This window comes from Pedobacter sp. AK017, from assembly GCF_014200825.1.
GTDB lineage: Bacteria > Bacteroidota > Bacteroidia > Sphingobacteriales > Sphingobacteriaceae > Pedobacter > Pedobacter heparinus.
In genome coordinates, this window is record NZ_JACHCW010000002.1 from 1 (window position 1) to 24,946 (window position 24,946).

Annotated in this window: 26 protein-coding genes; 18 read left to right on the plus strand and 8 right to left on the minus strand. The window is 42.8% G+C overall.

Annotated features, from left to right (window positions below):
• Nucleotides 1-100: 100 nt before the first annotated feature.
• Together HDC92_RS03010 and HDC92_RS03015 are read right to left on the minus strand one after the other, a co-directional pair.
• On the minus strand, nucleotides 101-478 hold the full coding sequence (locus HDC92_RS03010) for a nuclear transport factor 2 family protein (RefSeq protein ID WP_012780377.1): 378 nt from the start codon (nucleotides 476-478) through the stop codon (nucleotides 101-103).
• A gap of 132 nt (nucleotides 479-610) precedes the next feature.
• The gene (locus HDC92_RS03015; protein WP_012780376.1) at nucleotides 611-979 is read right to left on the minus strand and encodes a DUF3127 domain-containing protein; all 369 of its coding nucleotides are present in this window, start codon (nucleotides 977-979) and stop codon (nucleotides 611-613) included.
• 72 nt (nucleotides 980-1,051) lie between these two features.
• On the opposite strand from HDC92_RS03015, the gene HDC92_RS03020 reads away from it, so the two are divergent.
• From HDC92_RS03020 to HDC92_RS03050, 7 genes are all read left to right on the plus strand, one after another.
• Nucleotides 1,052-2,239, plus strand: a complete 1,188-nt coding sequence (locus HDC92_RS03020; RefSeq protein ID WP_012780375.1) for a class I SAM-dependent RNA methyltransferase — start codon at nucleotides 1,052-1,054, stop codon at nucleotides 2,237-2,239.
• 12 nt (nucleotides 2,240-2,251) lie between these two features.
• Nucleotides 2,252-2,887, plus strand: coding sequence for an HD domain-containing protein (locus HDC92_RS03025; RefSeq protein WP_012780374.1), 636 nt, complete (start codon nucleotides 2,252-2,254; stop codon nucleotides 2,885-2,887).
• Nucleotides 2,888-2,942: 55 nt separating this feature from the next.
• On the plus strand, nucleotides 2,943-4,199 hold the full coding sequence (locus HDC92_RS03030) for a putative DNA modification/repair radical SAM protein (protein WP_183872256.1): 1,257 nt from the start codon (nucleotides 2,943-2,945) through the stop codon (nucleotides 4,197-4,199).
• Between the two features lie 3 nt (nucleotides 4,200-4,202).
• A complete protein-coding gene (locus tag HDC92_RS03035) occupies nucleotides 4,203-4,967 on the plus strand; it encodes a TIGR03915 family putative DNA repair protein (RefSeq protein ID WP_183872258.1) in 765 nt (254 codons plus the stop codon).
• A 58-nt stretch (nucleotides 4,968-5,025) separates the two neighbouring features.
• Nucleotides 5,026-6,051: a sensor histidine kinase gene (locus HDC92_RS03040; protein WP_183872260.1), complete on the plus strand. Its 1,026-nt coding sequence runs from the start codon at nucleotides 5,026-5,028 to the stop codon at nucleotides 6,049-6,051.
• 87 nt (nucleotides 6,052-6,138) lie between these two features.
• Nucleotides 6,139-6,780, plus strand: coding sequence for a DUF47 domain-containing protein (locus tag HDC92_RS03045; protein WP_012780370.1), 642 nt, complete (start codon nucleotides 6,139-6,141; stop codon nucleotides 6,778-6,780).
• Nucleotides 6,781-6,792: 12 nt separating this feature from the next.
• Nucleotides 6,793-7,803, plus strand: a complete 1,011-nt coding sequence (locus HDC92_RS03050; RefSeq protein WP_183872262.1) for an inorganic phosphate transporter — start codon at nucleotides 6,793-6,795, stop codon at nucleotides 7,801-7,803.
• Here HDC92_RS03050 and HDC92_RS03055 read toward each other — a convergent pair.
• Together HDC92_RS03055 and HDC92_RS03060 are read right to left on the minus strand one after the other, a co-directional pair.
• On the minus strand, nucleotides 7,800-9,122 hold the full coding sequence (locus HDC92_RS03055) for an energy transducer TonB (protein WP_183872264.1): 1,323 nt from the start codon (nucleotides 9,120-9,122) through the stop codon (nucleotides 7,800-7,802). The two genes, HDC92_RS03050 and HDC92_RS03055, sit on opposite strands and share 4 nt — an antisense overlap.
• Nucleotides 9,115-9,693, minus strand: a complete 579-nt coding sequence (locus HDC92_RS03060; RefSeq protein WP_012780367.1) for an RNA polymerase sigma factor — start codon at nucleotides 9,691-9,693, stop codon at nucleotides 9,115-9,117. The genes HDC92_RS03055 and HDC92_RS03060 overlap by 8 nt, the downstream gene beginning before the upstream one ends.
• A 129-nt stretch (nucleotides 9,694-9,822) precedes the next feature.
• Here HDC92_RS03060 and HDC92_RS03065 point away from each other — a divergent pair, with 129 nt between their 5' ends.
• The 7 genes from HDC92_RS03065 to HDC92_RS03095 all read left to right on the plus strand — a co-directional run bounded on the left by HDC92_RS03065 (nucleotide 9,823) and on the right by HDC92_RS03095 (nucleotide 18,120).
• On the plus strand, nucleotides 9,823-11,691 hold the full coding sequence (locus HDC92_RS03065) for a vWA domain-containing protein (protein ID WP_255484417.1): 1,869 nt from the start codon (nucleotides 9,823-9,825) through the stop codon (nucleotides 11,689-11,691).
• 5 nt (nucleotides 11,692-11,696) lie between these two features.
• Nucleotides 11,697-12,455: a DUF4197 domain-containing protein gene (locus tag HDC92_RS03070; protein ID WP_183872266.1), complete on the plus strand. Its 759-nt coding sequence runs from the start codon at nucleotides 11,697-11,699 to the stop codon at nucleotides 12,453-12,455.
• Between the two features lie 50 nt (nucleotides 12,456-12,505).
• On the plus strand, nucleotides 12,506-13,762 hold the full coding sequence (locus HDC92_RS03075) for a DEAD/DEAH box helicase (RefSeq protein WP_183872268.1): 1,257 nt from the start codon (nucleotides 12,506-12,508) through the stop codon (nucleotides 13,760-13,762).
• Nucleotides 13,763-13,813: 51 nt separating this feature from the next.
• Nucleotides 13,814-15,094, plus strand: a complete 1,281-nt coding sequence (locus tag HDC92_RS03080; RefSeq protein ID WP_183872270.1) for a replication-associated recombination protein A — start codon at nucleotides 13,814-13,816, stop codon at nucleotides 15,092-15,094.
• A gap of 1 nt (nucleotide 15,095) precedes the next feature.
• Nucleotides 15,096-16,568, plus strand: a complete 1,473-nt coding sequence (locus tag HDC92_RS03085) for a DUF5687 family protein (RefSeq protein ID WP_183872272.1) — start codon at nucleotides 15,096-15,098, stop codon at nucleotides 16,566-16,568.
• A gap of 7 nt (nucleotides 16,569-16,575) precedes the next feature.
• Nucleotides 16,576-17,274, plus strand: coding sequence for an ABC transporter ATP-binding protein (locus HDC92_RS03090; RefSeq protein WP_183872274.1), 699 nt, complete (start codon nucleotides 16,576-16,578; stop codon nucleotides 17,272-17,274).
• Between the two features lie 165 nt (nucleotides 17,275-17,439).
• Nucleotides 17,440-18,120 carry an OmpA family protein gene (locus HDC92_RS03095; RefSeq protein ID WP_081436868.1) on the plus strand — a complete coding sequence of 227 codons (681 nt, stop codon included), beginning with the start codon at nucleotides 17,440-17,442 and terminating at the stop codon, nucleotides 18,118-18,120.
• An 81-nt stretch (nucleotides 18,121-18,201) separates the two neighbouring features.
• Here HDC92_RS03095 and HDC92_RS03100 read toward each other — a convergent pair whose 3' ends face one another.
• Nucleotides 18,202-18,543, minus strand: a complete 342-nt coding sequence (locus HDC92_RS03100; RefSeq protein WP_012780359.1) for a hypothetical protein — start codon at nucleotides 18,541-18,543, stop codon at nucleotides 18,202-18,204.
• Between the two features lie 79 nt (nucleotides 18,544-18,622).
• Here HDC92_RS03100 and HDC92_RS03105 point away from each other — a divergent pair, with 79 nt between their 5' ends.
• From HDC92_RS03105 to HDC92_RS03110, 3 genes are read left to right on the plus strand one after another with little or no spacing between them, the layout of a single operon-like run.
• Nucleotides 18,623-19,636 (plus strand): Gfo/Idh/MocA family oxidoreductase, encoded by a 1,014-nt coding sequence (locus HDC92_RS03105; RefSeq protein WP_183872276.1) that lies wholly within the window; start codon nucleotides 18,623-18,625, stop codon nucleotides 19,634-19,636.
• Nucleotides 19,637-19,638: 2 nt separating this feature from the next.
• Nucleotides 19,639-19,869 (plus strand): hypothetical protein, encoded by a 231-nt coding sequence (locus HDC92_RS25105; RefSeq protein ID WP_255484418.1) that lies wholly within the window; start codon nucleotides 19,639-19,641, stop codon nucleotides 19,867-19,869.
• Nucleotides 19,866-20,420: a zinc-dependent peptidase gene (locus HDC92_RS03110; RefSeq protein ID WP_317618080.1), complete on the plus strand. Its 555-nt coding sequence runs from the start codon at nucleotides 19,866-19,868 to the stop codon at nucleotides 20,418-20,420. Before HDC92_RS25105 ends, HDC92_RS03110 begins: the two co-directional genes overlap by 4 nt.
• Here HDC92_RS03110 and HDC92_RS03115 read toward each other — a convergent pair whose 3' ends face one another.
• The 3 genes from HDC92_RS03115 to HDC92_RS03125 form a co-directional block, all read right to left on the minus strand.
• Complete coding sequence (locus tag HDC92_RS03115) at nucleotides 20,421-21,410, minus strand: alpha/beta fold hydrolase (RefSeq protein WP_012780356.1); 990 nt, start codon at nucleotides 21,408-21,410, stop codon at nucleotides 20,421-20,423.
• 134 nt (nucleotides 21,411-21,544) lie between these two features.
• Nucleotides 21,545-23,836, minus strand: a complete 2,292-nt coding sequence (locus HDC92_RS03120; protein ID WP_012780355.1) for a TonB-dependent receptor — start codon at nucleotides 23,834-23,836, stop codon at nucleotides 21,545-21,547.
• Nucleotides 23,837-23,998: 162 nt separating this feature from the next.
• Complete coding sequence (locus tag HDC92_RS03125) at nucleotides 23,999-24,304, minus strand: hypothetical protein (RefSeq protein ID WP_183872278.1); 306 nt, start codon at nucleotides 24,302-24,304, stop codon at nucleotides 23,999-24,001.
• Nucleotides 24,305-24,551: 247 nt separating this feature from the next.
• On the opposite strand from HDC92_RS03125, the gene HDC92_RS03130 reads away from it, so the two are divergent.
• Complete coding sequence (locus HDC92_RS03130; protein ID WP_012780353.1) at nucleotides 24,552-24,944, plus strand: response regulator transcription factor; 393 nt, start codon at nucleotides 24,552-24,554, stop codon at nucleotides 24,942-24,944.
• Nucleotides 24,945-24,946: the final 2 nt, after the last annotated feature.

Sequence of the window (24,946 nt, forward strand, 5' to 3'; positions counted from 1 at the left end):
ATAAGGCTGACCTTTGCCACGTTCTGAGAAAATAAACTCTTTTTCTGTTGTTTCCATACACTAGTTTTTGTGTATAGCTTTTTTAGGAATGGACAACATATTATCTTATAGCAATTCCACTTCCGCCTATTACTTTAATCCCATCACCAAATTTTTTCCAAACCCTGATATAACGATAGCTAGCTTCAAACGGTACATCATTAAACTTTCCACTCAATTTAATGCTCAATGTGATCACCGCCATATCATCGATAATGTTTAGCTTTTCAATATCAGGTAGAAGCTCGTCAACCTTTAATGCTCCATTGCGATAAGTATTCAGATCCATCTCCTTGGTTATTGTTTCCCCGCTTGGGAGAATGAACAAAAGGTCATCATGCAGCAACTGATCAAGCGCGGTGATATTGCCATTTTTGATTGCACTATGAAGCTTGTTTTCCTGTTCCAGGATGCTATTTTCTGTTAGTTTATTATCCATGATTTTTCTGTTTATGCCATTATGGATACAGGCTGTTATAGGTGTAATAATACTATTTTTAAAAATAAAGCCAAAAAAAATGCCGGAAGGTATTTCCGGCAAATTGTTCAATTTGTTTATTTAAAAAAGCTCTTAAAAAGGAAGATCATCTTCCTCGCCTGGTGCGCTGTTCAGATCGGCCGGAGGTGCATATGCTGGAGTAGTTGCTGCCGCTGCACTGTTTGTAAGTGCGTTGATACGCCATACTACCAAACTGTTAAAGTAAGAAGTTTTGCCGGTTTTATCCGTCCATGGACGTCCGCGTAAATTGAATGAAACCTCAACATCATCGCCTTGTTTTAAGCTGTCAAATAAAGCGGTTTTATCTTGTAAAGCCTCAAACCTGATGTATTCAGGATAAGTTGGGTTTTCTGCATACTCTATAATCAGGTCTCTTTTTTTAAAAGTTTCACTCACCTGCTGTAATGCACCAATTTCATGCACTTTTCCTTTTATTTCCATAACAAATACTCTTTTATTCTACTACGAAGTTCAAATCTCTATATTTTTATTGATAACTTCGCAGAATAAATTATGCAAGTTTTCCACACAAAAAGCAAGGTTATCATTACCTGTAACAAAAGGCTCTCGCCTTATCTTCTGGATGAGGTTAAGGCCCTTGGCTATACCATTGTCAGGGATTTTCCGACTGGCCTGGAATTGAACATTACCCTTACCGAATGCATTAAGCTCAATTTAAACCTGAGGTGTGCCAGCCAGATTTTGTATAGCTTAAACAGCTTTAAAGCCAATAACCCGGAAGAGCTGTACCGTGAGCTGCTGGATATGCCATGGGAAGAACTGATTGATTTTTCGGGTTATTTTTCAGTAACCTCCAATGTGGATAACCCCACCATCACTACCCCGCTTTTTGCAAACTTAAAAGTGAAGGATGCGATTGTTGACCGCATTAAAGAAAAAAAAGGCATCCGCCCCAATTCGGGCTCTGATGCCAATAAAACAGTGGTCCATTTGTACTGGAAAGACAGTGAGGCCGATATATTTCTGGATACCTCGGGCGAGACCTTAGCCAAACATGGCTACCGAAAAATCCCTGGTAAGGCCCCCATGCTGGAAGCGCTTGCCGCAGCCGTAGTGCTGAGTACCAGGTGGGACCAGAAATCACCTTTCGTAAATCCAATGTGCGGTTCCGGAACCCTTGCCATTGAGGCCGCTTTAATTGCGACCAACCGCCGGCCCGGCCTGTTCCGCATGAACTATGGCTTTATGCACATTATAGGCTATGATGAACAGGTATTTTTTGCAGAGCGGAGAATTTTAAAGGACCAGGTAATTAAAAATACGGACCTGCAGATCATTGCTACAGATTTATCGGATGATGCAGTCGACATCAGCCGTAAAAATGCCAAAACAGCTGGTGTAGATACACTGATCACTTTTGAAGTCTGCGATTTTGCCGAAACACCGGTACCCGAAGGTGGAAAAGGCGTAGTCGTATTTAACCCCGAATACGGTGAACGTTTAGGCGTGCATTCCAAGCTGGAAGCTACCTATAAACGCATGGGCGATTTTATGAAGCAGCATTGCAAGGGGTATTCTGGCTATATTTTTACCGGCAACCCTGATCTGGCTAAAAAGATAGGCTTAAAGGCCGACCGTAAAGTAGAGTTTTATAATGGAAAGCTGGATTGCCGCATGCTGGAGTATGAACTGTATGACGGTAGCCGCAGACCGGAAGAGGAACGCCCGGTTAAAGCTTAATACAAAATACCAATGGATACAACGATTGACCAGACCATAACATTTGTTAAAAAAACATTGGCCAATGCTGAAGCCGGGCACGACTGGTTTCACATTGAGCGGGTATATAAAAATGCAATACACATCAATGCCATCGAAAAAGCAGATGCACTGGTAGTTGCCCTTGCTGCCCTGCTGCATGATATTGCAGATGCAAAGTTTAACAATGGTGATGAAGAAATTGGCCCAAGGATAGCTGGCGACTTTATGAAGAGCATTGGCCTGGAACCCGCAATTATTGAGCATGTACAACAGATCATCAGGAACCTGAGCTACAAGACCAGCCTTGGCCTGGTTACCTTCCAGTCGAAAGAACTGGATGTGGTACAGGATGCCGACCGCCTGGACGCCATTGGCGCCATAGGCATTGCCCGTGCTTTTACCTATGGCGGCTATAAGAACAGGGTTTTATATGACCCTGAAATTAAGCCTAAGCTAAACATGAGCAAGGAGGAGTATAAAAATACAACTGCCCCTACCATCAACCATTTTTACGAAAAACTGCTGCTGTTAAAAGACCTCATGAAAACAGGGGAAGGTAAAAAAATGGCCCGGCAGCGCCATGATTTTATGCTGGCCTACCTGGATCAGTTTTATTTGGAAGTTTAAATAAAAACTAATATAATTAGCATAATCACTATATTTGTTAGCAAATCTTAGTATTATGTCTGAACGGATCAGGGAAAAGCTGAACATACTTGCCGACGCGGCCAAATATGATGTTTCATGTTCTTCAAGCGGTGGGACCAGGAAAAACGACAATAAGGGCTTAGGAGACAGCCATGCCTCCGGCATTTGCCATACCTATACAGAGGATGGGCGCTGTGTTTCTCTCTTGAAGATCCTGCTGACCAATCACTGCATTTTCGATTGTGCATTTTGCGTTTCGCGCAAAAGCAATGACATTGAACGGGCAGCATTTACGGTAGAAGAGGTAGTATCATTGACCATCAACTTTTACAGGCGCAATTTTATAGAAGGTCTTTTTTTAAGTTCAGGCATCTTTAAAAATGCAGACTTCACTATGGAGCGTTTGCTCAGGGTGGTAAAAAAACTTCGTCTGGAGGAACGCTTTAATGGTTACATACACCTGAAAACAATTCCTGGTGCCAGTGAAGAACTGATCAGGGAAGCGGGCCTATATGCCGACCGGATGAGCATTAACCTGGAAATGCCAACAGAAAGCGGACTGAAACTGCTGGCTCCCGAAAAAAATCATGAAGAGGTAAAAAAACCACTTGCTGTTGTCCAGCGCCAGCTCATCCAGTTAAAAGACGAAAAGAAACTCATCAAAAGTACGCCAACATTTGTTCCCGCAGGGCAGAGTACGCAAATGGTCATAGGGGCGACTCCGGAAACGGATAAGGACATTATGCATACTGCAGCCGCATTTTACAAGGATTTTTCGCTGAAACGTGTTTATTACTCCGGCTATATCCCCATCAGCAACGACAACAGGCTGCCTGTGCTTGGCTCCCAGCCACCGCTGATCCGTGAAAACAGGTTGTACCAAACCGACTGGCTGATGCGATTCTATGGATTTCATGTGAATGAATTGCTCAACGAAGCGAACCCTCACCTGGATATTGACATTGACCCAAAGTTAAGCTGGGCATTAAGGAATCTGCAATATTTTCCGGTAGACATTAATGTGGCCGCCTATAAAATGATCCTGCGCATCCCCGGAATAGGGCTAAGCTCTGCAAAAAAAATTGTGCAGGCGCGCAAATTCGGGAAACTAAGGATTGACCAGCTCAAAAAAATAGGCGTAGCTTACAACAGGGCAAAACATTTCATCACCTGTGCAGACACACCTTATCAGCTCAAAGATTACCAGGGAACCCAGATCAAATCATTTATCCTGGCAGAAAGCCAGAGCAAATATTTAAAGTACGATGTTCAGCAACTGATCCTGTTTTAAACCATGATATACCTGATAGATGGGAGCCTGGAAGGCCTGCTTTGTGCAGTTTATGAGTGGTTTGAAAGAAAGCCCGGAAAAGTTTTGCTTAAACTGGAACATTACCATCAGCCAGATGCTTTCAGCAAAGTACTTGCTGTACATAACGACAGTAAAAAGGCCGACAGGGTATGGAAAGGGCTGCAAAAGAAACTGGACAAGGTATGGATGCGCAGATTTTACTGCACTTTTCTTGCTGAACTGCCGGAGGCTTACAGCTACCTGTTTGAATTTGTCTGTTATATTTTTAGCAGTGGGCCGGGAGCTGAAGGCAATTATGGCAATGCGTATGTACTTCATGTAGCGCAAACCGCGAAAAAGGTAGAACGTGAAAAACACAGAATGGAGGCTTTTATCCGTTTCCGGCATGCTGCGGATGGGATATTTTATTGCGGCATAGACCCCGACTTTAATGTCCTGCCTTTAATTATGAGCCATTTTAAGCACAGGTATGCAGATCAGCAATGGGTCATTTATGACTTAAAGCGTCATTACGGGTTGTTTTATAACCTGGAAAGGGTTGAAGAAATTCACCTGGAACCAGAAGCAGAAAAAAGACTGCAAAAACCATGTACTGAAATACAAGCTGAAAAAGAACCATTGTATGCGGTTCTCTGGAAAGACTATTTCAAAAGCACCAATATTACGGCCAGAAAAAACACGAAACTACATGTGCAACATGTGCCAAAAAGATATTGGAAATATCTCACAGAAAAGATCAGCATATAGAATTTATCTTGTAAATTGGTCCTGGCATAGACAGCTGTCTTACCATAAAATTAATAGGATGAAGTTAAGTGTTTTGGTGTTAATTGCTGCCTTTGCAGTGGGCCTGTCTATCGGATTGGTTAATTTCTATTTCCAGCAAAGCTGGTATTTTATGCTGGTTTCCTTTGTGGTAACTTTTATCACCAGTTTTATTGTTTTTTATTACCTGCTGGAGAAATATATCTATTCAAAAATAGTGCTCATCTATAAGATGATCCATAACCTGAAACTGGGTAAGGACCTTAAAGATGCATTGGGCGAGTATGTAAGTTCCGACCCCATCAATGATGTGGAACAGGAAGTAAAAGAATGGGCGGGCGCTAAAAAACGTGAGATTGAAGTGCTGAAAAAACAGGAACAGTTCAGACGTGAGTTTTTATCCAATGTATCGCATGAATTTAAGACGCCACTGTTTGCAATACAGGGTTATATCGAAACTTTGCAGGACTGCCTGACGGAAGACCCTGAGATGGCTGCTAAATTTTTGGATAAGGCAGAAAAGAATGTAGAGCGGCTGAGTTATCTGATTACCGACCTGGATTCGATTTCCAAGCTGGAAACAGGGGAAATTCCCATCAATTATGAGAAGTTCGACTTTGTGCCACTTGCCCGGGAAGTAATGGACGGGCTGGAAGATACGGCCCGCAAAAGGAACATTACCCTTTCTTTTAAAGACAAATATACCCACCCTGCCTTTGTAAGGGCAGACCGTGAAAAAATCAGACAGGTACTGATCAACCTGATCCACAATTCATTAAAATACGGAAAGGAATATGGCTCAACTGCCATTAAGATCTTTGAACTGCACGATCAGTACCTGATAGAAGTAACTGATGATGGTATCGGTATAGATGAAAAACACCTGTCGCGACTTTTTGAGCGTTTTTACAGGATCGATTCGCACAGGTCAAGGGAGGAAGGTGGTACCGGACTGGGCCTGGCCATTGTAAAACATATTCTTGAGGCCCATGAGCAAATTATATCTGTACGGAGTACCCTGCAGATAGGGACTACCTTTGCCTTTACCCTGGAAAAGATTAGTTAACAACAAGGTGCTAAATTAAAATAAACTTAACACTTAACACTAACTTAACATTACTCTTATACTTTTGCATCATATTTTAATATTAATATGAATAGCATTTTTAAGTTCTTTACCCCGAAAGACAAGAAATTTCAGCCTTTATTTGAACAGGCAGGAAGCAATGTATTAAAGATTTCCCAGGCATTATTGCTTGCGCTTAGTGCAACTGATATGGAGAAAAGGAAAGAACACATTAAAGAAGTGGAACGTTTGGAGCATGTTGGCGACGACATTACCCACTCCATTTTCCTTGAATTGAGTAAAAATTTCATTACACCTTTTGACAGGGAGGATATCCATGCCCTGGCCAGCGCAGTAGATGATATTGCAGATTATATCCACGCATCGGCCAGCAATATAGAATTGTACAATGTAACCAACATTGGTGATGCCATGATCAAACTGGCAGAATTGCTGGTAGAAATGTGCACTGACCTTGAAAAAGCCATTAAAGAACTAAGGAGCTTTAAAAACATCCGTGTAATTGCTGATGCCTGCGTACGCATCAACAGCGGAGAAAACCAGGCTGATTATGTATGTAACCTTGCCATTGCCCGCTTGTTTGAGTTTGAGACCAATGCCATTGAGCTGATCAAACAAAAAGAGGTATTGCAGACTTTAGAACTGGCTACAGATAAATGTGAAGATGCAGCAAATGTGCTGGAATCTATTTTGGTAAAGAACGCTTAAACATACAAAAAAATGGTAACTACCTTATTGGTTGTTGTAATCGTTCTGGCCATTGCCTTCGATTATATAAACGGCTTTCACGACGCGGCAAACTCTATTGCAACCATTGTATCTACAAAAGTATTGTCGCCTTTTCAGGCCGTACTATGGGCGGCAGTATTCAACTTTGCTGCATATTTTTATTTTACGGACCATAAAGTTGCCAATACCATTGCCAAAACTGTTGTAGAGAACTTTATTACCCTGGAGGTTATACTGGCCGGACTTCTGGCGGCCATTACCTGGAACCTTTTTACCTGGTGGTTTGGTATCCCTTCCAGTTCTTCACATACACTTATCGGCGGTTTTGCAGGAGCAGGTATGGCTAAGGCGGCATCAATGGGCGCAGGCATCATGTCGGCCATTAACCTAGCACCGATCTTAAAGGTAGTCGCCTTTATTGTACTGGCACCGGTTATCGGTATGGTCATCTCGGTGATCATTTCGATCATTATTTTACACATTTCAAAAAATGCCCGGCCTTCTGTAGCCGAGAAATGGTTTAAACGTTTACAGCTGATCTCTTCGGCAGCACTGAGCTTTACCCATGGTGGTAATGATGCCCAGAAAGTAATGGGGATCATTTACGTATCTATGGTTGCCTCTAATGTATTGAATACAGGCGATCCTATGCCAGAATGGATCCCGATTTCCTGTTATGCAGCAATTGCACTGGGCACCATGAGCGGCGGCTGGAAAATTGTGAAAACCATGGGTTCAAAAATTACCAAGGTAAATGCTTTTGAAGGTGTGGCGGCTGAATCTGCAGGTGCAGTAACCTTAGGGATTACCGAACATTTTGGTATCCCGGTATCTACTACACATACTATAACCGGCTCTATTGTAGGTGTTGGTCTGTTAAAAAGGGTATCTGCAGTAAGATGGGGCGTACCGGTAAGTTTATTATGGGCATGGATCCTGACTATCCCTGTATCTGCTACATTGGCGGCTATCGTTTTCAGCATCATCCACCTCTTCTTTTAGAAATCTATCTGGAAAGTCATCCTGCTTCTCGATTTCTTTGGCCTTTCCCATTTAGGGCCATTGATGATCAGCCGGATGGCTTCTTCTTCATATTTTGAATCTGCCCCTTTAACGATCTTCACGTCCGTAGGGCTCCCGTCTTTAGCAATCCTGAAACTCAGTTCAACACGCTGTCCGGTCTTTTCTGCATGGGCAAAACTGTTGTTTGCTTTAATATAGGCAAACAGTTTATCCCAGCCATCAACAGGGTTGGAAACCATAGTCACTGTTTTGGGCAGGCTGTTTATCCCTCTGATCCGGATTTCCTTAGAGGCATTGACACCTGCAACCCGACCTGCAAGGGCTTTGCTGATGCTGGCAGTATCGGTAATGGCTTCTTTTTTCTTCCTGGTGCCATAGCCTACAACTACCGTTTCATTCAGCGTAGAATTGTCCGGTACCAGGGCCAGATTGAGCGGCTGGTTCAATGTGGCTAAGGCTTCTGTCCGCTTAAAACCTATATAATCTGCACGGATCATGCCTGCTTTTACCGAGGTATCTGCACTGATCTTAAATTCTCCGTTCACATCTGTTACTGCTGCAAGGTTGGTCCCTTCCAGCTTTACTGAAACACCAGGCAGTGGCTTACCATCGTCCTGTGCAACCACCTTTCCACGCCATACATTGGCAGGGGCAAGGGAAACCCTGGAAATTGCACCAACCAAATCGCTTTTTTTCTGCGTGCCATAGCCAACGATAACCACATCATTTAACTGATGGGGGGCAGCAGCCGGGGTTACTTCCGGCGCTATCGTTTTTTCGGCTTTTGCCCTTACGGCATAGCTGTTCGTTTTAGCTGCTTTTATAGCCCTGTCCAGTTCTTTTTCCTCAATTTTATCAGCCGATACTGCTGCCGGTGCGGGTGTTGCTGCTGCAACAGCAGGAGCCGTGGCCCTAATACTGTCCAGAGGCGCAATGTTCACCTCCACTTTTTTAGCGCGTCCGGCAAGTTCTTTCTGATGGTTGTCTTCCCTCATCCAGAACATGATACTGACCGCAATAAACATTACCGCAGCTGCAGCCGCTATGCTTAAACGCTGCCAGGTAACCACTGATGTCTTTTTTACTGTCTGCTGCTGGGCAATCCTTTCGTGCAATTGTTTCTGGAGCAGGGAAATGGATTGCAGGGAGCGCCTGGGCGATTCGCTTAAACCGGCAAGGGCCTCGGCCACAAAAGGGTCATCAAGCGCTTCACGCTCCACCCTGTTCATGGTTTTAGCATCCAGTTTACCATCAAGGTAATCCTCTAAAATCCCTATATCTAACCAATCCTTATTCACTGCTCTTCTTTTCTATACAAATTTTAAGATTTCTTTTCCCATTCTGGATATAACTTTTTACTTTAAGCATATCATAACCAGTAATGTCGGCCACTTCCTTATAGCATTTTTCCTGCAGATAAAACAGGTCTACACTTAAACGCTGCTCTTCCGGAAGTGTTTCCATACACTTTTCCATAACGGTAAGCTTCCTCTCTTTTGTATCATCCATATCAAGATGCACAAAATCTGTGTTTTCCACAAAAGTATCCTCAATTGAAACGGTAGTATGTTTTGATTGTTTCCTTAAAGCCATTAAACAATGGTTCCGGGTAAGCACATGCAGCCAGCTTTTAAAGTTCTGCACCTCATGTATTTTCAGCTTTACCACCAGTTCCTCAAAGATCTGCATCACAGCATCCTTGCTTTGCTCCTCGTCTTTCAGATAATTTAAGCAAACCCCGAATACCAGGTGCATATACTTGTTATAAAGCGCGCCCAAAGCCTCCAGATCGCTTCCGCTTTTATAGCGTGCAATTAAAGCAGCGTCGTCCTGCTCCTGTATCCGGGCGTTATTCTTTATAAACTTCAAGGCTTATTAAAACATTGATTTCATTAAACTATACAATTAAACCAGCAAAAGCTGTCCAAGTATAAAAATATTTTTCGACAAGGTATGGAAATTCTGCAAAGCTGACATCATGTCCAAAAACAAACGATTATGAAAAAGTTATTGCTACCTCTATTGATGCTGATGGTAATGGGTTTCCAGGAAAGCTTTGCCGCAGTAAAGACCATTACCGGAATGGTAACTGATAAAGCCGATGGCAAAGGGCTGCCGGGTGTAATGGTAAGTTTGCCCGCAGGTAAAACCTATACCCGGACCGACAAAGATGGGCGGTATTCCATTTCTGTAGCAGAGGATGCAGAAAGCTTAAGCTTCTCTTATATCGGTTATAAAACACTTACGGTAAAAATCGGGAAGTTTTCCAGCCTGAATGTAGTAATGGAACAAAGCGGTCAAAGTTTGAATGAAGTAGTAGCAGTGGGCTATGGCACGATGAAAAAAAGTGAAATGGTTGGCGCTGTCCCTGCAAATATGATGATACGCGGCATGGCTTCAGGAATATGGGTGGGGCCTGAACAAAATACAGAAAGTTATGCCGGCATTAGCGAGAACGGATTCAGGAACCCTATCAAAAACCCACTTTCTACTTTTGCTGTTGATGTGGATGCGGCTTCCTACAGCAATGTACGCCGTTTCATCAACAATGGGGGTATGCCACCTAAAGATGCGGTAAGGATTGAAGAAATGATCAATTATTTCGACTATGAATATCCGCAGCCCAAAGGAAATGACCCCGTAAATATTGTAACAGAAATTGCAGATGCGCCCTGGAATGCAAACCACAAACTGGTACAGATTGGCTTGCAGGGAAAGAAAATATCGACAGATAACCTGCCTGCATCCAATCTGGTTTTTCTGATAGATGTATCCGGATCAATGAACCAGCCCAATAAGCTTCCGCTGCTGGTCGCTTCATTTAAGCTGCTGACAACGCAGCTGCGTCCTGAAGATAAAGTGGCCATTGTGGTGTATGCCGGAAATTCGGGGCTGGTACTGCCTTCTACACCCGGTAATGAAAAAACAAAAATTAAAGAAGCGTTAAATAAATTAAGTGCCGGAGGCTCAACTGCCGGTGGCGCAGGTATTCAGCTGGCCTACCAGGTAGCTACAGATAGTTTTATTAAAGGCGGCAACAACAGGATTATCCTGGCTACAGATGGCGATTTTAATGTGGGCGCATCCAGTGATAAGGATATGGAAAGCCTGATTGAAGAAAAACGCAAATCAGGTGTGTTCTTAACTGTGCTGGGCTATGGCATGGGAAATATGAAAGACAGCAAAATGGAAACACTGGCCGATAAGGGCGATGGCAATTACGCTTATATTGACAACATCAGTGAAGCCAGAAAAGTACTGATCAACGAATTTGGGGGCACCTTATTTACCATTGCCAAAGATGTGAAACTCCAGCTGGAATTTAATCCGGACAAAGTACAGGCCTACCGTTTAATAGGTTACGAAAACAGGTTGCTGCAGGACAGGGATTTTAATGACGATAAAAAGGATGCCGGTGAAATGGGCTCGGGCCATACCGTAACGGCCTTGTATGAAATCATACCTGCTGGTATCAAAAGCAGTTTCCTGGATTCTGTAGATAAACTAAAATATCAGTTCAATAAAACCCCGGTTAGGGGCAATGGGAGTGCTGAAATGCTAACGGTAAAACTGCGTTATAAAACCCCGGATGGCCATACAAGTAAACTGATCTCGAAAGCAGTGATTGATCAGTCGGCCCCTTTTAGCCATACCAGTAACAATTTCAGGTTTGCGGCAGCCGTTGCAGAATTCGGGATGCTGCTCAGGCAATCGGAATTTAAACAGGAAGCTTCTTATGACCAGTTGATCGGCATTGCAGAAAATGCGAAGGGAAAAGACAAAGAAGGTTATCGCTCAGAATTTATAAAACTGGCTAAGTCGGCAAAATTAATGGCAGAAGAATTGCTATCTTCAGCCAAAAAATAACACTGATGAAAAAGAAGTTTCTTTACCTGGCTTTAGCGGCAGGGTTAACATTTCCTGTCCTGCAAGCACAAAGCCAGATTAAAATAGGCAATATTTTAAAACAGGTAACTGGAAAAGGCAGTGGTACAACCGCTGCAACGGGCACACCCAGCGCACTGGAAATTGGGATGGGCATTAAAGAAGCACTGGAAATAGGTACCTCAAGGGGGGCCGACCTCCTTTCGGCAAAAGACGGCTTTCTGGGCAATATGGCGGTAAAGATCCTCTTTCCGCCGGAAGCCCAGAAAGTTGAAAAAACGCTGCGCAGCATAGGCATGGGTAAACTGGCCGACAATGTGATCGTAAGCTTAAACCGTGCAGCCGAAAGCGCCGCCAAAGAAGCTAAACCCATCTTTATTTCGGCCATTAAACAAATGACCATTACCGATGCCACCAATATATTGCTGGGCAGTAAAGATGCCGCAACCAATTATTTTAAAAGGGTAACCACGGCTCAGCTGATGGAGAAGTTTAAACCGGTGATCACCACCAGTCTGGCCAATGTAGGGGCTACCAAATATTGGGGCCAGGCCGCCGGCCAATACAATAAAATACCCCTGATGAAGCCGGTGAATACAGACCTTTCGGAATATGTTGCCCAAAAAGCAATTGATGGTATGTTTATACAGGTGGCCCAGGAAGAGCTTAAAATAAGGGATAATCTGGGTGCAAGGTCATCTTCCTTGCTTCAGAAAGTGTTTGGTTACGCGGATAAGAATAAATAGAATAAAAAAGATTACTTTTATACGGTAAATACTAACAACATAGAAGTATATTGGATTTCAAAGATTTTAATTTTAACCCCGAATTACTGGAAGGGTTATTAGCCATGGGGTTTCGCAACGCAACCCCAATCCAGCAGCAGGCTATTCCGCTTATTTTAAATAAGAAAGATTTAATTGCCTGTGCACAAACAGGAACCGGAAAAACGGGTGCCTACCTTTTGCCGATCATGAATATGATTGTGGAAACGGAAAACCGGCATAACAATACCCTGATACTGGCCCCGACAAGGGAGCTTGCCCAACAGATAGACCTGCAGGTAGAAGCCCTGTCTTATTTTACCAACATCAGCTCGTTAACGGTTTATGGTGGTGGCGACGGCATTGCCTATGAACAGCAAAAAAGGTCGATGCGGGAAGGTGTAGACCTCATTATCGCCACTCCCGGGCGTTTGATTTCCCATCTTTCATCGGGAGTATTAAAGCTGGACCAGTTGCAGCACCTGGTGCTGGACGAGGCAGACAGAATGCTGGACATGGGCTTTTACGATGACATTATGCGCATAGTAAGCTACCTGCCTCAGGTAAGGCAAACTGTAATGTTTTCGGCTACCATGCCGCCGAAGATCAGAAAACTGGCAGCAACACTGCTGAAGCATCCTGAACAAATTAACATTGCTTTGTCTAAACCCGCAGAAGGCATATTACAACAGATCTATTTTGTTCATGATGAACAAAAAGTACCCTTGCTAACTGATGTGTTAAAAACAGGTGAATATAAGAGCATCATTATTTTTGCCTCCACCAAAGAAAAAGTAAAAAACCTGGGCAAGGTATTCCGTACCCTGGGCCTTAAAGCGGAAGCATTTCATTCTGACCTCGGACAAAGTGAAAGAGAAAGCATTTTACTGAAGTTTAAAAACAAGCAATTGCCCATCCTGATTGGTACGGATGTATTGAGCAGGGGGATTGATGTGGAAGGTATAGATCTGGTCGTGAATTTTGACGTGCCCCATGATGCAGAAGATTATGTGCACCGCATTGGGCGTACCGCCAGGGCTGCAACAAAAGGAACTGCTATAACCCTGGTAAATAGCCGGGACAAGCGTAAGCTGGTCAGTATTGAAAAACTGATAGAAAAGGAGATTGACAGGATTCCTTTGCCGGAGCACCTTGTGGCAATACCAGAGGCAACCACTGAACGCCATGCAAGGCCAAAACCAGCAGCACAAAAATCAGGATCGGGTAAGCCAAAACGTAAATTCTGGAATAAAAAACCTAAAGCAAGTTCTAAAGAAGGCGGAGCCTAAGCAGATTAAAGAAGGATTTTCTTTGCTACTTTTTTTAGTATCTTTACTTTTATGCAAAACCTCCCTCCTTTAGCCGAACGTATGCGCCCACAAAACCTGGACGAATATGTAGGGCAACAACATTTAGTAGGACCGGATGCCGTATTAAGAAAGGCTATACAAAGCGGGCAATTGCCTTCAATGATATTCTGGGGACCTCCGGGTGTAGGCAAAACAACCCTTGCCTATATCATTTCTCAAACATTGGACCGGCCTTTTTTTAACCTGAGCGCCATCAATTCGGGGGTTAAGGACATCAGGGACGTGATAGACCGGGCTGCACTGCTCAAAGACAGCCTGATGGGTTTGCCCATTCTTTTTATTGATGAGATTCACAGGTTCAGTAAGTCGCAGCAGGACAGCCTGCTGGGTGCCGTAGAACGAGGCCTGGTCACTTTAATTGGTGCTACTACAGAAAATCCTTCTTTTGAAGTCATCTCGGCCTTGCTTTCCAGGTGCCAGGTATATATTCTAAAAGCCCTGAACGAAGAAGAACTGTCGGGATTACTGCAAACAGCCATAAAGCAGGACGTACTCCTTAAGGAAAAGAAAATCACAATAAAGGAACATGAGGCCTTGATCCGCTTATCAGGCGGAGATGCCAGAAAGCTGCTCAATGTGCTGGAGATTGCCGTTAACGGAATTGGAGGGACTAAGATTTTGCTGACCAATGAAAACGTTTTGGCCCATGCACAGCAAAACCTGGCCCTGTATGACAAAGCCGGAGAACAGCATTACGACATCATCTCTGCATTTATCAAATCTATACGGGGAAGCGACCCCAATGCAGCTGTTTACTGGCTGGCCAGAATGATAGAAGGCGGTGAAGACCCGCTGTTTATTGCCCGCAGGCTATTGATACTTGCATCTGAAGACATTGGCAATGCCAATCCAAATGCTTTATTATTGGCAAACAATTGTTTCCAGGCAGTTAATGTGATCGGTTATCCGGAAGCCCGGATCATACTTTCACAGGCAGTAACCTATATGGCGGCTTCTGTGAAGAGCAATGCGGCTTACGAAGCCATAAATAATGCCCAGGCCCTGGTAAAACAAACCGGCAACCTGCCTGTACCCCTGCACATCCGCAATGCGCCTACCAAACTGATGAAAAACATTGGTTATGGTAAAGACTATAAATACGCCCATAGCTATGAGGGGAACTTTGAAGCCCAGGAATATTTACCGGAACCACTAAGTGGCACCAAATTATATGAGCCCGGAAAAAATCCTGCAGAAGATAAGCTGAGGGAACAACTGCGGAAGAACTGGAAAAACAAATACAATTATTGATATGCTGACTACCTTTTTAAATCACCAGTGGAAGGCTTTCTGGCGCTCCAGAAACCGTAAAGGCAGCCTGGCAACACAAATTGTACTCATCTTTTTTATCCTTTATTTTCTGGCCGTAGCTGTAGGTTTAGGTTTCGGAATGGCTCATTTTCTGCTGCAGCTATTCCCACACCAGGACATCATCAAAAGCTTTAACGGAATAATTTTATACTACTTTGCTTTTGATCTTGTCATGCGTTTTCAGTTACAGGAACTGCCAACACTCAGTGTCATCCCCTATCTGCACCTTAAAATTCCCAAAAACAAAATTATCGGCTTTTTAAACATTAAGGCCCTGTTTTCGGCCTTCAACCTATGGCCTTTCCTCTTGTTCCTGCCTTTCTGCTTTACAAAAATATCAGCTCAGTATGGGGGTTTTGTAACCCTCATGTATCTGGTTTCCATACTTTCAATTGCGGTGTTTAACAATTATTTTGTGCTGTATATTAAACGGAAATCCATCACTAACTTATTTTACACCATTGCAGGATTGTTAATCATTGCAGGTTTCGCCGTACTTGAGTACTATAAAGTGATCTCTATCATGAATGGCTCTGATGCCGTATTCAGGATAATTGTCGGCCAACCCCTTAGCGCCCTGGTTTTCAGCATCGCCGCCATCCTGATATTTAAGATGAACAGCCACTACCTGGGCCGCAATTTATATGTAGAAGAACTGGGTAGTGACAATGAGAAAAAAGTAAGTACAGATTATCCTTTTTTAAACCGTTTTGGCAGGACAGGAGAACTTGCTGCTTTAGAACTGAAACTGATTTTACGGCATAAGCGCTCCCGTGTATCCTTTTTTATGGGTTTCCTTTTTCTGCTGTACGGGTTTCTCTTTTATAAGCAGGAGGTGATTGCAGCAAATGCCTTTGGACAGATGATGTTTGGTGCCATATTTATGACGGGCATTTCTATCCTCATGTACGGACAGTTTATGTTTGCCTGGCAAAGTGCGCATTTTGATGGCTTACTAAGTAATAAGGTCAATTTTAGAGATTTTATAAAGGCTAAATTTTTACTCTTTACTATAGCCTGCACCCTGATTACATTACTGGCCAGTTTTTATGGTTTTCTGAGCCCAAAATTATTATTGCTGCATTTAACTGCCTATCTGTACAATGTAGGCTTCGGAACTGTAATGGTACTTTACCTGGCCAATTTCAATTATAAAAGGATAGACATTAACAAAAGCGCCACCTTTAATTATCAGGGCATAAGTGCCAATCAATGGCTGCTGATGTTTCCTTATGCCTTAACCCCCATTTTAATTTACTTGCCTTTTGGCCTGCTGGGCAAACCCTATCTGGGCTTAATCCTGGTTTCGGCGTTCGGCTTAATGATGATTTTAATGCGTGGTTACTGGGTTAATTTCATCACCAGAAAATTTGAACAGCAAAGGTATAAGATAGCCGAAGGATTTAGAGCATAGCATAATTATGATTTTAGAGATAAAGGATTTAAAAAAGGTTTACGACGGCACAACGGTTGTAAACATTACGCATTTGCAGATTGGACAGGGGGAAACAATAGGACTGGTAGGGAACAATGGTGCCGGCAAAACCACATTGTTCAGGATGATATTGGACCTGATCCGTCCGACTGCCGGATCAGTCTTGTCCAAAGGGGAAAACGTAATGCAAAGCGATGCCTGGAAAAACTATACCGCTTCTTTTCTGGACGAGGGCTTTTTGATCGATTACCTGACACCTGAGGAATACTTCGTGTTCATTGGAAGCCTGCACAACCTGACTGCCGCACATGTACATGAGTACCTGCAGCGGTATGAAGAATTTTTTAACGGAGAAATCCTGAATAAGGGCAAGTACATCAGGGATTTTTCCAAAGGGAACCAAAATAAGGTGGGCATTGCCGCTGCGCTGATGCAAAACCCCGAATTGCTGGTTCTTGATGAACCTTTTGCCAATCTGGACCCAACCACTCAGATCAGGCTTAAAACCTTGATCAAATCACTCAAACAACAACATCAGATCAGCACCCTGATTTCCAGTCATGACCTGAATCATGTGACCGATGTATGTGACAGGATCATCCTTTTGGAAAAAGGTTTGGTCATTAAAGATTTCAATAAGGATGAAAACACCTTAAAAGCATTGGAAGCCTACTTCTCCGAATAAATTTATTGTATAGAATTATAGTCACACTACCATGACCCTCGTCCGTCTCCACCTTTGGTAAGGATATTTTATACAGCATTTGAGGATATCGTCAATAAAATCAGGAAACATAAAAACTTGGCATTAGGTTTGATTTATCTTCATCCTAAACAAATGATAGTAATTATGATGACTTCAAAATTTAAAATAGCAACATTTAGTATAGCATTAGCCCTTGGTGCCATGGCATTTCAAGGTTGCGATAGTTTAACAAAAACACAAAAAGGAGCAGGTATTGGTGCCGCTGCCGGTGGTGTACTTGGCGCAATCATTGGTAAAAAAGCTGGCAACACTGCAGTAGGTGCTATTATTGGTGCTGCTGTTGGTGGTACAGCTGGTGGGTTTATCGGTAAAAGAATGGATAAACAGGCTGCTGAAATACAAAATGCCATCCCCAATGCAGAAGTAATCCGCGAAGGTGAAGGTATCATTGTTAAATTTGACAGTGGTATTTTATTTGGTTTTGACAAATCTGATTTAACAGCACAAGCTAAAACAAATATCAAATCTCTAGCCGGGTCATTAAATCAGTATCCGGGAACAGATATTAAAGTAATTGGACATACTGATAATAAAGGTACTGAGGCATATAACATGGGCTTATCTGAAAGAAGAGCAGCAGCAGTTAAAGCCTATGCAGTATCACAGGGTGTTCCGTCATCCCGCTTGATCACCATCGGGAAAGGTTTTTCTGAACCAATTGAAGACAATTCAACTGAAGCCGGAAGGGCTGCTAACCGTAGGGTTGAAGTGGTGATTGTTGCGAACGATCAGTTGAAAAAAGAAGCTCAGCAACAAGGAAAATAATTCAGCACATTTACATCTACCTATAAAAGCGAAAACCCGTTGTACAATGTACTTCGGGTTTTTTAGATTTTATGAGATAGATCAATAGATTTCTTCAAAGTAATGTATGGCCAGTGATTTCAGCAGCAGTTCCTGCTCCATCATGGCAAAAGAAGGAACCGGCTTAACCAGCTTCCAATGTGGCCAGCCATCCTGATCCAATCCTTCCAGCTCATAAAATCCCATTTCGCTTAATAAGCGACAGGTAGCAATGTGCATCAGCTCTTCTTTCTGACGTTTGCTGTATTTGCCAGGTCCTTTTCCAAGCTCCTGTACGCCTATCAAAAACAGGACGACCTTTAAATCAGGTTCATCAGCGTCAAACTCTTCCGCTATTTTCTGTTGCAAAATTTTCCATTTTGCATATGTTTCTGATGGTTTCATAACACAAAGATACAATTAGCAGTACAGCTTATGCGAATAAATGAATGCCAATTGAATCCTTATTGCTAATTTTATCCCTATGGAAAAAGCAATTGTAACAGGCTTACTGGCCTTTGGTATGTCGGGTAAAGTATTTCATGCACCATTTATTGATGGGCATCCTGGTTTTAAATTTCATGCAGTCCTGGAACGCAACCAAAAAAAAGCCGCAGCAGATTATCCCGGTGTAAAAAGCTATGCTACTTTTGAAGAGCTGATCGCGGATCAGGAAATAGAACTGGTTATTGTAAACACACCCAATTTTACACATGCAGATTATACACGCAAGTGTCTCCAGGCCGGAAAACATGTACTTGTAGAAAAGCCCTTTACAGCGACTTCAGCAGAAGCAAAAGAACTATTTGAACTGGCCAGAACCCTGGGCAGGAAAATATTTGTTTACCATAACCGGAGGTGGGACAGCGACTGCACAGCTATACAAAAGGTGGTAGAAAGCGGACAGCTGGGCCAGCTCAATGAGGTTCATTACCGCTACGATCGTTACAGAAGTGCCATAGGGCCAAAAACTTTTAAGGAAGAACCACATCCTGCGAGTGGACTAATGTATGATCTTGGTCCCCATTTGCTGGATCAGGCCATTAGCCTGTTTGGCAAGCCCCTGTCTTTTAATAAGGTTCTTGGCAAACACCGCAAAAACACCCAGGTAGATGATTATTTTATGATCCATCTGACTTATCCGAACGACCTTAATGTATTTCTGACTGCCAGTTTACTGGTTGCAGATCCGCAGAAAGCCTTCGTGTTGCATGGTGCTAAAGGATCTTATGTAAAAGGCCGTTCAGATGTTCAGGAAGAACAGCTGCTGAAAGGAATGAAAATAAGCAACCCTGCTTTTGGTATAGAAAGTCCGGATAGTAAAGGCCGCTTAACCATCATGGATCAGCAGGGCAAGCCCCATGTGAGTTATATCGATTCTGATAACGGCAATTATATGGGCCTCTTTGAGGCAGTATACCAATCACTGATCAACGATAAGGCATATCCAATAACTGAAGAGCAGATCATCACACAGCTGGAGATACTGGAGGCCTAGGCATGGATACGATATTATTTATCCTGATCCCTTTACTGATCATCGTTTTATATTTTATTTTAAGGGGCAATTCAAAAGCCGGAAAAGCTCCTGCTGCGCTTAGTGCAACCGATCGCAGTCTGCTTTTAGCACATGTCCATTTTTACCGGCAATTACAGCCAGCCGAAAAGTTCATTTTTGAAAATAAGGTCGCCACCTTTTTAAGTGATATAAGGCTGGAGGCGTTGGTGTGAATGTTGACCAGGTTGACAGGCTGTTGGTAGCCTCGAGCGCCGTAATACCGGTATTTGGATTTCCAGACTGGAAATATAAAAACCTGAGCCGTGTATTGCTATATCCGGATACCTTTAATAAGGATTTTCAATTTGAGGGAGGAGAAAGAAATATTTTAGGTATGGTAGGAGAAGGCTACATGAACGGACAGATGATTTTGTCTAAATCGGCTTTGTTACGGGGATTTTCCAATCCAGAAGATAAAGAAAATACGGCCATACATGAGTTTGTGCATCTGCTGGACAAATCAGATGGTGCAACAGACGGAGTTCCCGAAAACTTAATGCGGCATGAATATACCCTGCCCTGGTTAAAAATGATCCATCAGGAAATGCAGCAAATAGAAAAGGGCAGGTCAGATATCAATCCTTATGCCCTTACCAATGAAGCTGAATTTTTTGCAGTTGTATCAGAATATTTCTTTGAAAAGCCTAAACAGTTAAGGGACAAACACCCCGGACTGTATGCCCTGCTGATGGAAACTTTTTCGCAGGACCCTGCAAAGAGATAGCTATAAACTGCCCAGCAGGGCTACAGTAAACTCAGTAGGGATTTCTATATGTGGGATATGGCCGCAACCGTCAAATTCAATAATTTTGGCACCCGGAATTTTAGCTGCAGTTTGTTTGCCCAAAAACCTGTATTGTCCGTATAAAGCCTGTTGATCCGGACTAAGCAGCCCTTTGCCTACTATAGTTCTATCTTCTTTACCAATAAACAGCACGGTGGGTACCTTTATATTGATAAACTCATATACCACTGGCTGCTCATAGATCATCGTAAACGTCATGGCCGCAACTTTTGCCCAGCGTGGAAAATCTGCACTATACGTAACACCACCGGCTATACGTACCAGTTCTTCATATTCCGGTTTCCACAAGGTAAAATAAGAACTCTGATAATACTTGCGAACGCTTTCAGCCGTAGTTTTCAGCTCCGATTTATATTGTTCCTCCGTAGTCACATACGGTATAAACCTACGATAATCTTCTAATCCTATCGGGTTTTCGAGGAGCAGCTTTTCGGTTTGTTCAGGATACATCAGCGCAAAACGAGTGGCCAGCATGCCTCCCATGGAATGTCCCAGGATACTTGCCTTCTGAATGCCCAACGCATCCAGCAATGCCTTGTTCCAGGCGGCCATCTGATGGAAACTGTAATGTATAAAGGGTTTGGACGATTTACCAAAACCGATCTGGTCTGGCACAACCACCCTGAAGCCCCTGCTGGTCAGCGATTTTATAACTTCCGTCCAGTAATATCCTCCAAAGTTCTTACCATGAAAAAGCATTACAGTACGTCCATTGGCCAGCTGGGTTGGAGCAATATCCATATAAGCCATGCGTACATCCTGTCCTTCTGTTGTTATCGGAAAATATTTTACAGGATAGGCGTATTTGACATTTTCCAAAGTGATGGATAAAGTGTCCGTTTTTTGTGCCAATGCCGTTAAGGCTGTGCAGCAAAGTATAAAAATGGGCAATGCTATTTTTTTTAACATAATAGGTTTCTGAAAATAATCAAAGATAGTGATTTCTAAACTTAAGCATTATTTACAAAACCCCATTACCCCTGGCTTAAAAATTACAGTCTAAACCATGTAGATGGTTTAGACTGCATGGAAAAGTTTAATGCTTATAAAAATGGCACACTGATACCAAAAGTGACATTACGCCCCGGGTTGTAAATATTGGCGATTTTATACCTGCTCAAATGATTGTAATATTCTTTATTTAACAGGTTCTGTCCGGTTACCCAAAGGTTAAGTTTACCTCTGGCAGTTTTGATACTGGTTCCTAACCCCGCATCAAGCAGTGTATAACCATTGGTCTGGGTTTCAAAACTATCAAAACGGGCCTGTTTAAAGGTATTGGTTAGGCCAACCTTAATATAGCTATCAGCAAGACCTTTAATGTTCGGTTCAATACGGATTTCGTTGTTGATGCTGGCAGCAGGAATAAAGGGCAGGGCAGTATCAGTAGCCCGGTTTACACCCCTGGTATAAGAAAAGGAGTTTTCAAAATGCAGCGACTTTACGAGGTGAAAATCCACTGAAGCCTCTCCACCTACCAAATCAGCGTTCGTTTGTACGTAACGGTAAACCGGCAATGTTTCTATGCTGCCATTATTGTCGAAAGGAATGGTTTCATCATTAAAATTACCCGGATAGATATAGTTGAATATGCGGTTGGCGTAAGCATTTAATCCAAATGTCACACTCTCCGCATTATACTCCAGGCCAAGATCAAATTGTACACTGGTTTCCTGTTTTAATTTACTATTGCCTATTTCATACCTGAAGGTACCCTCATGCCGGCCATTGGCCCCAAGTTCTGCAATGTTTGGCGCCCTGAAACCAGAACCTGCATTGCCTTTAAGCACCAGGTTTTTAGCAATTTCATAAGCGAAGCCAAGGGATCCTGATACATTTGAAAATTCATTACTGAAACCACCAAAAACCTCCTCCCCGTTAAAATTCAAATCTTTTCCATCCACTTTTTTATAGTCATATCTTGCCCCGATATTAATGGCCCCCTTATCAAAGTTCCGCTTCAGGTACACAAAAGCACCAATGTTATTGCTATTATAGTCAGGGATAAGAAACTCGTCACCATGGTTAACATTGTCCTGATACATCCCCTGGACACCAAATGCGGGCTCCCATTTCCCAAGGTTGGGAAAGTAATACTTAATATCATAAGTATACGATTTAAGGTCCAGGTTCAATCCAGGCTCCTGTATACTTTCTTCAAACTCTTTTCTGATGTTTTGCTGAAAGGCAAAAACGGTTTTAAGCTGCCCTTTTCCAAGAATAAAATTGCTGTTTAAGGCTGCCCGGTAGTGATTAATGTTTTGAAAAGGCAGACCCAGCCTTCTTTCTTTTGCTTCGTCGGCTGAGATGACTTCCCCATCCTCATTTAAATAATTTCCATGGTCATCTGGCCCGTTTTCTACCAGTCCGATATTGGTATGAAAGCGTGAAAAGGTTAAATGGGAATAACCCCAGCTTTTGTTTAGCCCCAGCATCCCGTTAAAGTTAAGTTCATTAAAGCCGGAATTGGGTACAGTTGCCCCCTTATAGCCAAAACCATAGGCATTTTTATAAGACGCACGGCCGCGGTATACGAAACCATTTTCATTGCCCTGAAGCATCAGGGATGAGGCACTAAGACCATTATTGGTGCTGTACGCCGAAGTAAACTCGCCATTGCGCACACCGGGTGCCGGCACAAGGTCATCAATTACGTTGATTACACCCCCTAAGGCATCAGAACCATATAACAAACTTGCTGGGCCTTTTAAAATCTCAATCCTTGCCGCCGAAAACTGGTCTACCTCAATACCGTGCTCATCCCCCCATTGCTGGGCTTCTTCTCTTGCACCATCCACCATGGTCAGTACGCGGTTATAGCCCAGTCCACGGATGACAGGCTTGGATATTGCCCCTCCCGTACTTACCTGCGAAACCCCTGGTATTCTGGCAATCGCATCTACAAGATTGGTACCTCCTGACTGTGCCAGCTTGTTCTTACCTACCGAAACCACCGATAAGCTGTTGGTCTTGTTATTTGAACTAAATGGCGACCCGGTGATCACTACCTCGGCACTTTCTATGATAGAAGGAGATAATGAGATGGTCAGCTCCTTTTGACTCCCCAGGTCAATCACAGCAGCATAGGTTTTGTAACCTACAAATCGTGCTTCCAGCAAGAACCGCCCCTTTGCAGGGATGTTCTTTAATACAAATTCGCCCTGGGCATTGGTAGTCGTAATGGCTTTAAGGTCGGTAATATAAATGGTTGCTCCTGCAAGTGGGGCCTGGTTAGCCGCATCAAGCACCTTCCCTTTAAATTGGGCAAGTTCTGCAGCAAAGCCTGCAGCTGGTATAAATAAATATAGGAATAGCAAAAGATATACTCTTTTCATTGGAATATAATTTTTTATGGTGTGACGGAAAACAATGACCTTATCCTGAACCGATAAAGGTTATTATTAACCATTAAAAATTGTTGATACGATTGGCACAGGCAAATGAATGCTGCCCATTATGTTGAATCACAAAACAGATAAACACCTGTTTGGTAAAATTTAGGCCAGAGGAGGCCCGCGAAGCGACTGCCCTATCAATTCGGTGTAAAAGCCACCGGCTGTTACAAAGTACTGGGCTACCGCTTTATTAACAAGGTATACCTGAAAATACTGCTGTGTTGTGGTGTAATTTTTTTCGAAATGGGCTGCACAGATCAGACACTCTTCTTTATGACTGCCAATATGTATTTTATGTGTGCAGATTTTTTCGTGGGGAACACATTGAGGTTCATCGTCGTGGTGGTTGTGGAATACGCTAAAGGGCGTAAGTGCAATGGCAAAAACCCACAGCAGCAATACCGACAATATCCGATGAATATGTAAATGTTTTTTTCTCAAGTCAGGCAAAACTACTGAATTCCGGAAGATAACAAAACCAATATGATACCGCCTGCACAAAGCTCATCTTAATATTACAAACCTATGATTAAAGAATCCTGGCTTATAGATAGCGTGATCATAAAAATTATTGGATATTTTTGTTTACAAAAAGCAAATAATACATAAACAAATCAATCTATTGGTATATTTGTAAATCAAAAAACTGCCCGCTTTGAAAAAAAAAACAGTAACATATAAAAAAATTCTTGTGATTGAAGACAATCATGCCATACTAGATGTCATTACATTAATCCTTCAAAGCGAGTCCTATAAAGTAAATGGATTAAATAAGAGCGTGGATATGATGATGCACATCAACGAGTCGAGGCCAGACCTGATCATTTTAGACATTATGTTACCGGATGGTGATGGCAGGACTTTATTAAAGGAGATCAGGACCAACCCTGCCACTGAGAACATACCAGTGCTGATGATTTCTGCAAAATATACCGCCCAGAACATCCAGCATGGTGAATACAAACCCAATGGTTTTTTACCAAAACCTTTTGACATAGATGATCTCCTGGACAGGATTGAAGGGATACTTGCCGGAAAAACCTATTAAAC

Coding starts and splice junctions, on each gene's coding strand:
- HDC92_RS03010 (WP_012780377.1), bottom strand. CDS start 478: ATGGATAATAAACTAACAGAAAATAGCATCCTGGAACAGGAAAACAAG.
- HDC92_RS03015 (WP_012780376.1), bottom strand. CDS start 979: ATGGAAATAAAAGGAAAAGTGCATGAAATTGGTGCATTACAGCAGGTG.
- HDC92_RS03020 (WP_012780375.1), top strand. CDS start 1,052: ATGCAAGTTTTCCACACAAAAAGCAAGGTTATCATTACCTGTAACAAA.
- HDC92_RS03025 (WP_012780374.1), top strand. CDS start 2,252: ATGGATACAACGATTGACCAGACCATAACATTTGTTAAAAAAACATTG.
- HDC92_RS03030 (WP_183872256.1), top strand. CDS start 2,943: ATGTCTGAACGGATCAGGGAAAAGCTGAACATACTTGCCGACGCGGCC.
- HDC92_RS03035 (WP_183872258.1), top strand. CDS start 4,203: ATGATATACCTGATAGATGGGAGCCTGGAAGGCCTGCTTTGTGCAGTT.
- HDC92_RS03040 (WP_183872260.1), top strand. CDS start 5,026: ATGAAGTTAAGTGTTTTGGTGTTAATTGCTGCCTTTGCAGTGGGCCTG.
- HDC92_RS03045 (WP_012780370.1), top strand. CDS start 6,139: ATGAATAGCATTTTTAAGTTCTTTACCCCGAAAGACAAGAAATTTCAG.
- HDC92_RS03050 (WP_183872262.1), top strand. CDS start 6,793: ATGGTAACTACCTTATTGGTTGTTGTAATCGTTCTGGCCATTGCCTTC.
- HDC92_RS03065 (WP_255484417.1), top strand. CDS start 9,823: ATGAAAAAGTTATTGCTACCTCTATTGATGCTGATGGTAATGGGTTTC.
- HDC92_RS03070 (WP_183872266.1), top strand. CDS start 11,697: ATGAAAAAGAAGTTTCTTTACCTGGCTTTAGCGGCAGGGTTAACATTT.
- HDC92_RS03080 (WP_183872270.1), top strand. CDS start 13,814: ATGCAAAACCTCCCTCCTTTAGCCGAACGTATGCGCCCACAAAACCTG.
- HDC92_RS03085 (WP_183872272.1), top strand. CDS start 15,096: ATGCTGACTACCTTTTTAAATCACCAGTGGAAGGCTTTCTGGCGCTCC.
- HDC92_RS03090 (WP_183872274.1), top strand. CDS start 16,576: ATGATTTTAGAGATAAAGGATTTAAAAAAGGTTTACGACGGCACAACG.
- HDC92_RS03095 (WP_081436868.1), top strand. CDS start 17,440: ATGATGACTTCAAAATTTAAAATAGCAACATTTAGTATAGCATTAGCC.
- HDC92_RS03100 (WP_012780359.1), bottom strand. CDS start 18,543: ATGAAACCATCAGAAACATATGCAAAATGGAAAATTTTGCAACAGAAA.
- HDC92_RS03105 (WP_183872276.1), top strand. CDS start 18,623: ATGGAAAAAGCAATTGTAACAGGCTTACTGGCCTTTGGTATGTCGGGT.
- HDC92_RS25105 (WP_255484418.1), top strand. CDS start 19,639: ATGGATACGATATTATTTATCCTGATCCCTTTACTGATCATCGTTTTA.
- HDC92_RS03115 (WP_012780356.1), bottom strand. CDS start 21,410: ATGTTAAAAAAAATAGCATTGCCCATTTTTATACTTTGCTGCACAGCC.
- HDC92_RS03120 (WP_012780355.1), bottom strand. CDS start 23,836: ATGAAAAGAGTATATCTTTTGCTATTCCTATATTTATTTATACCAGCT.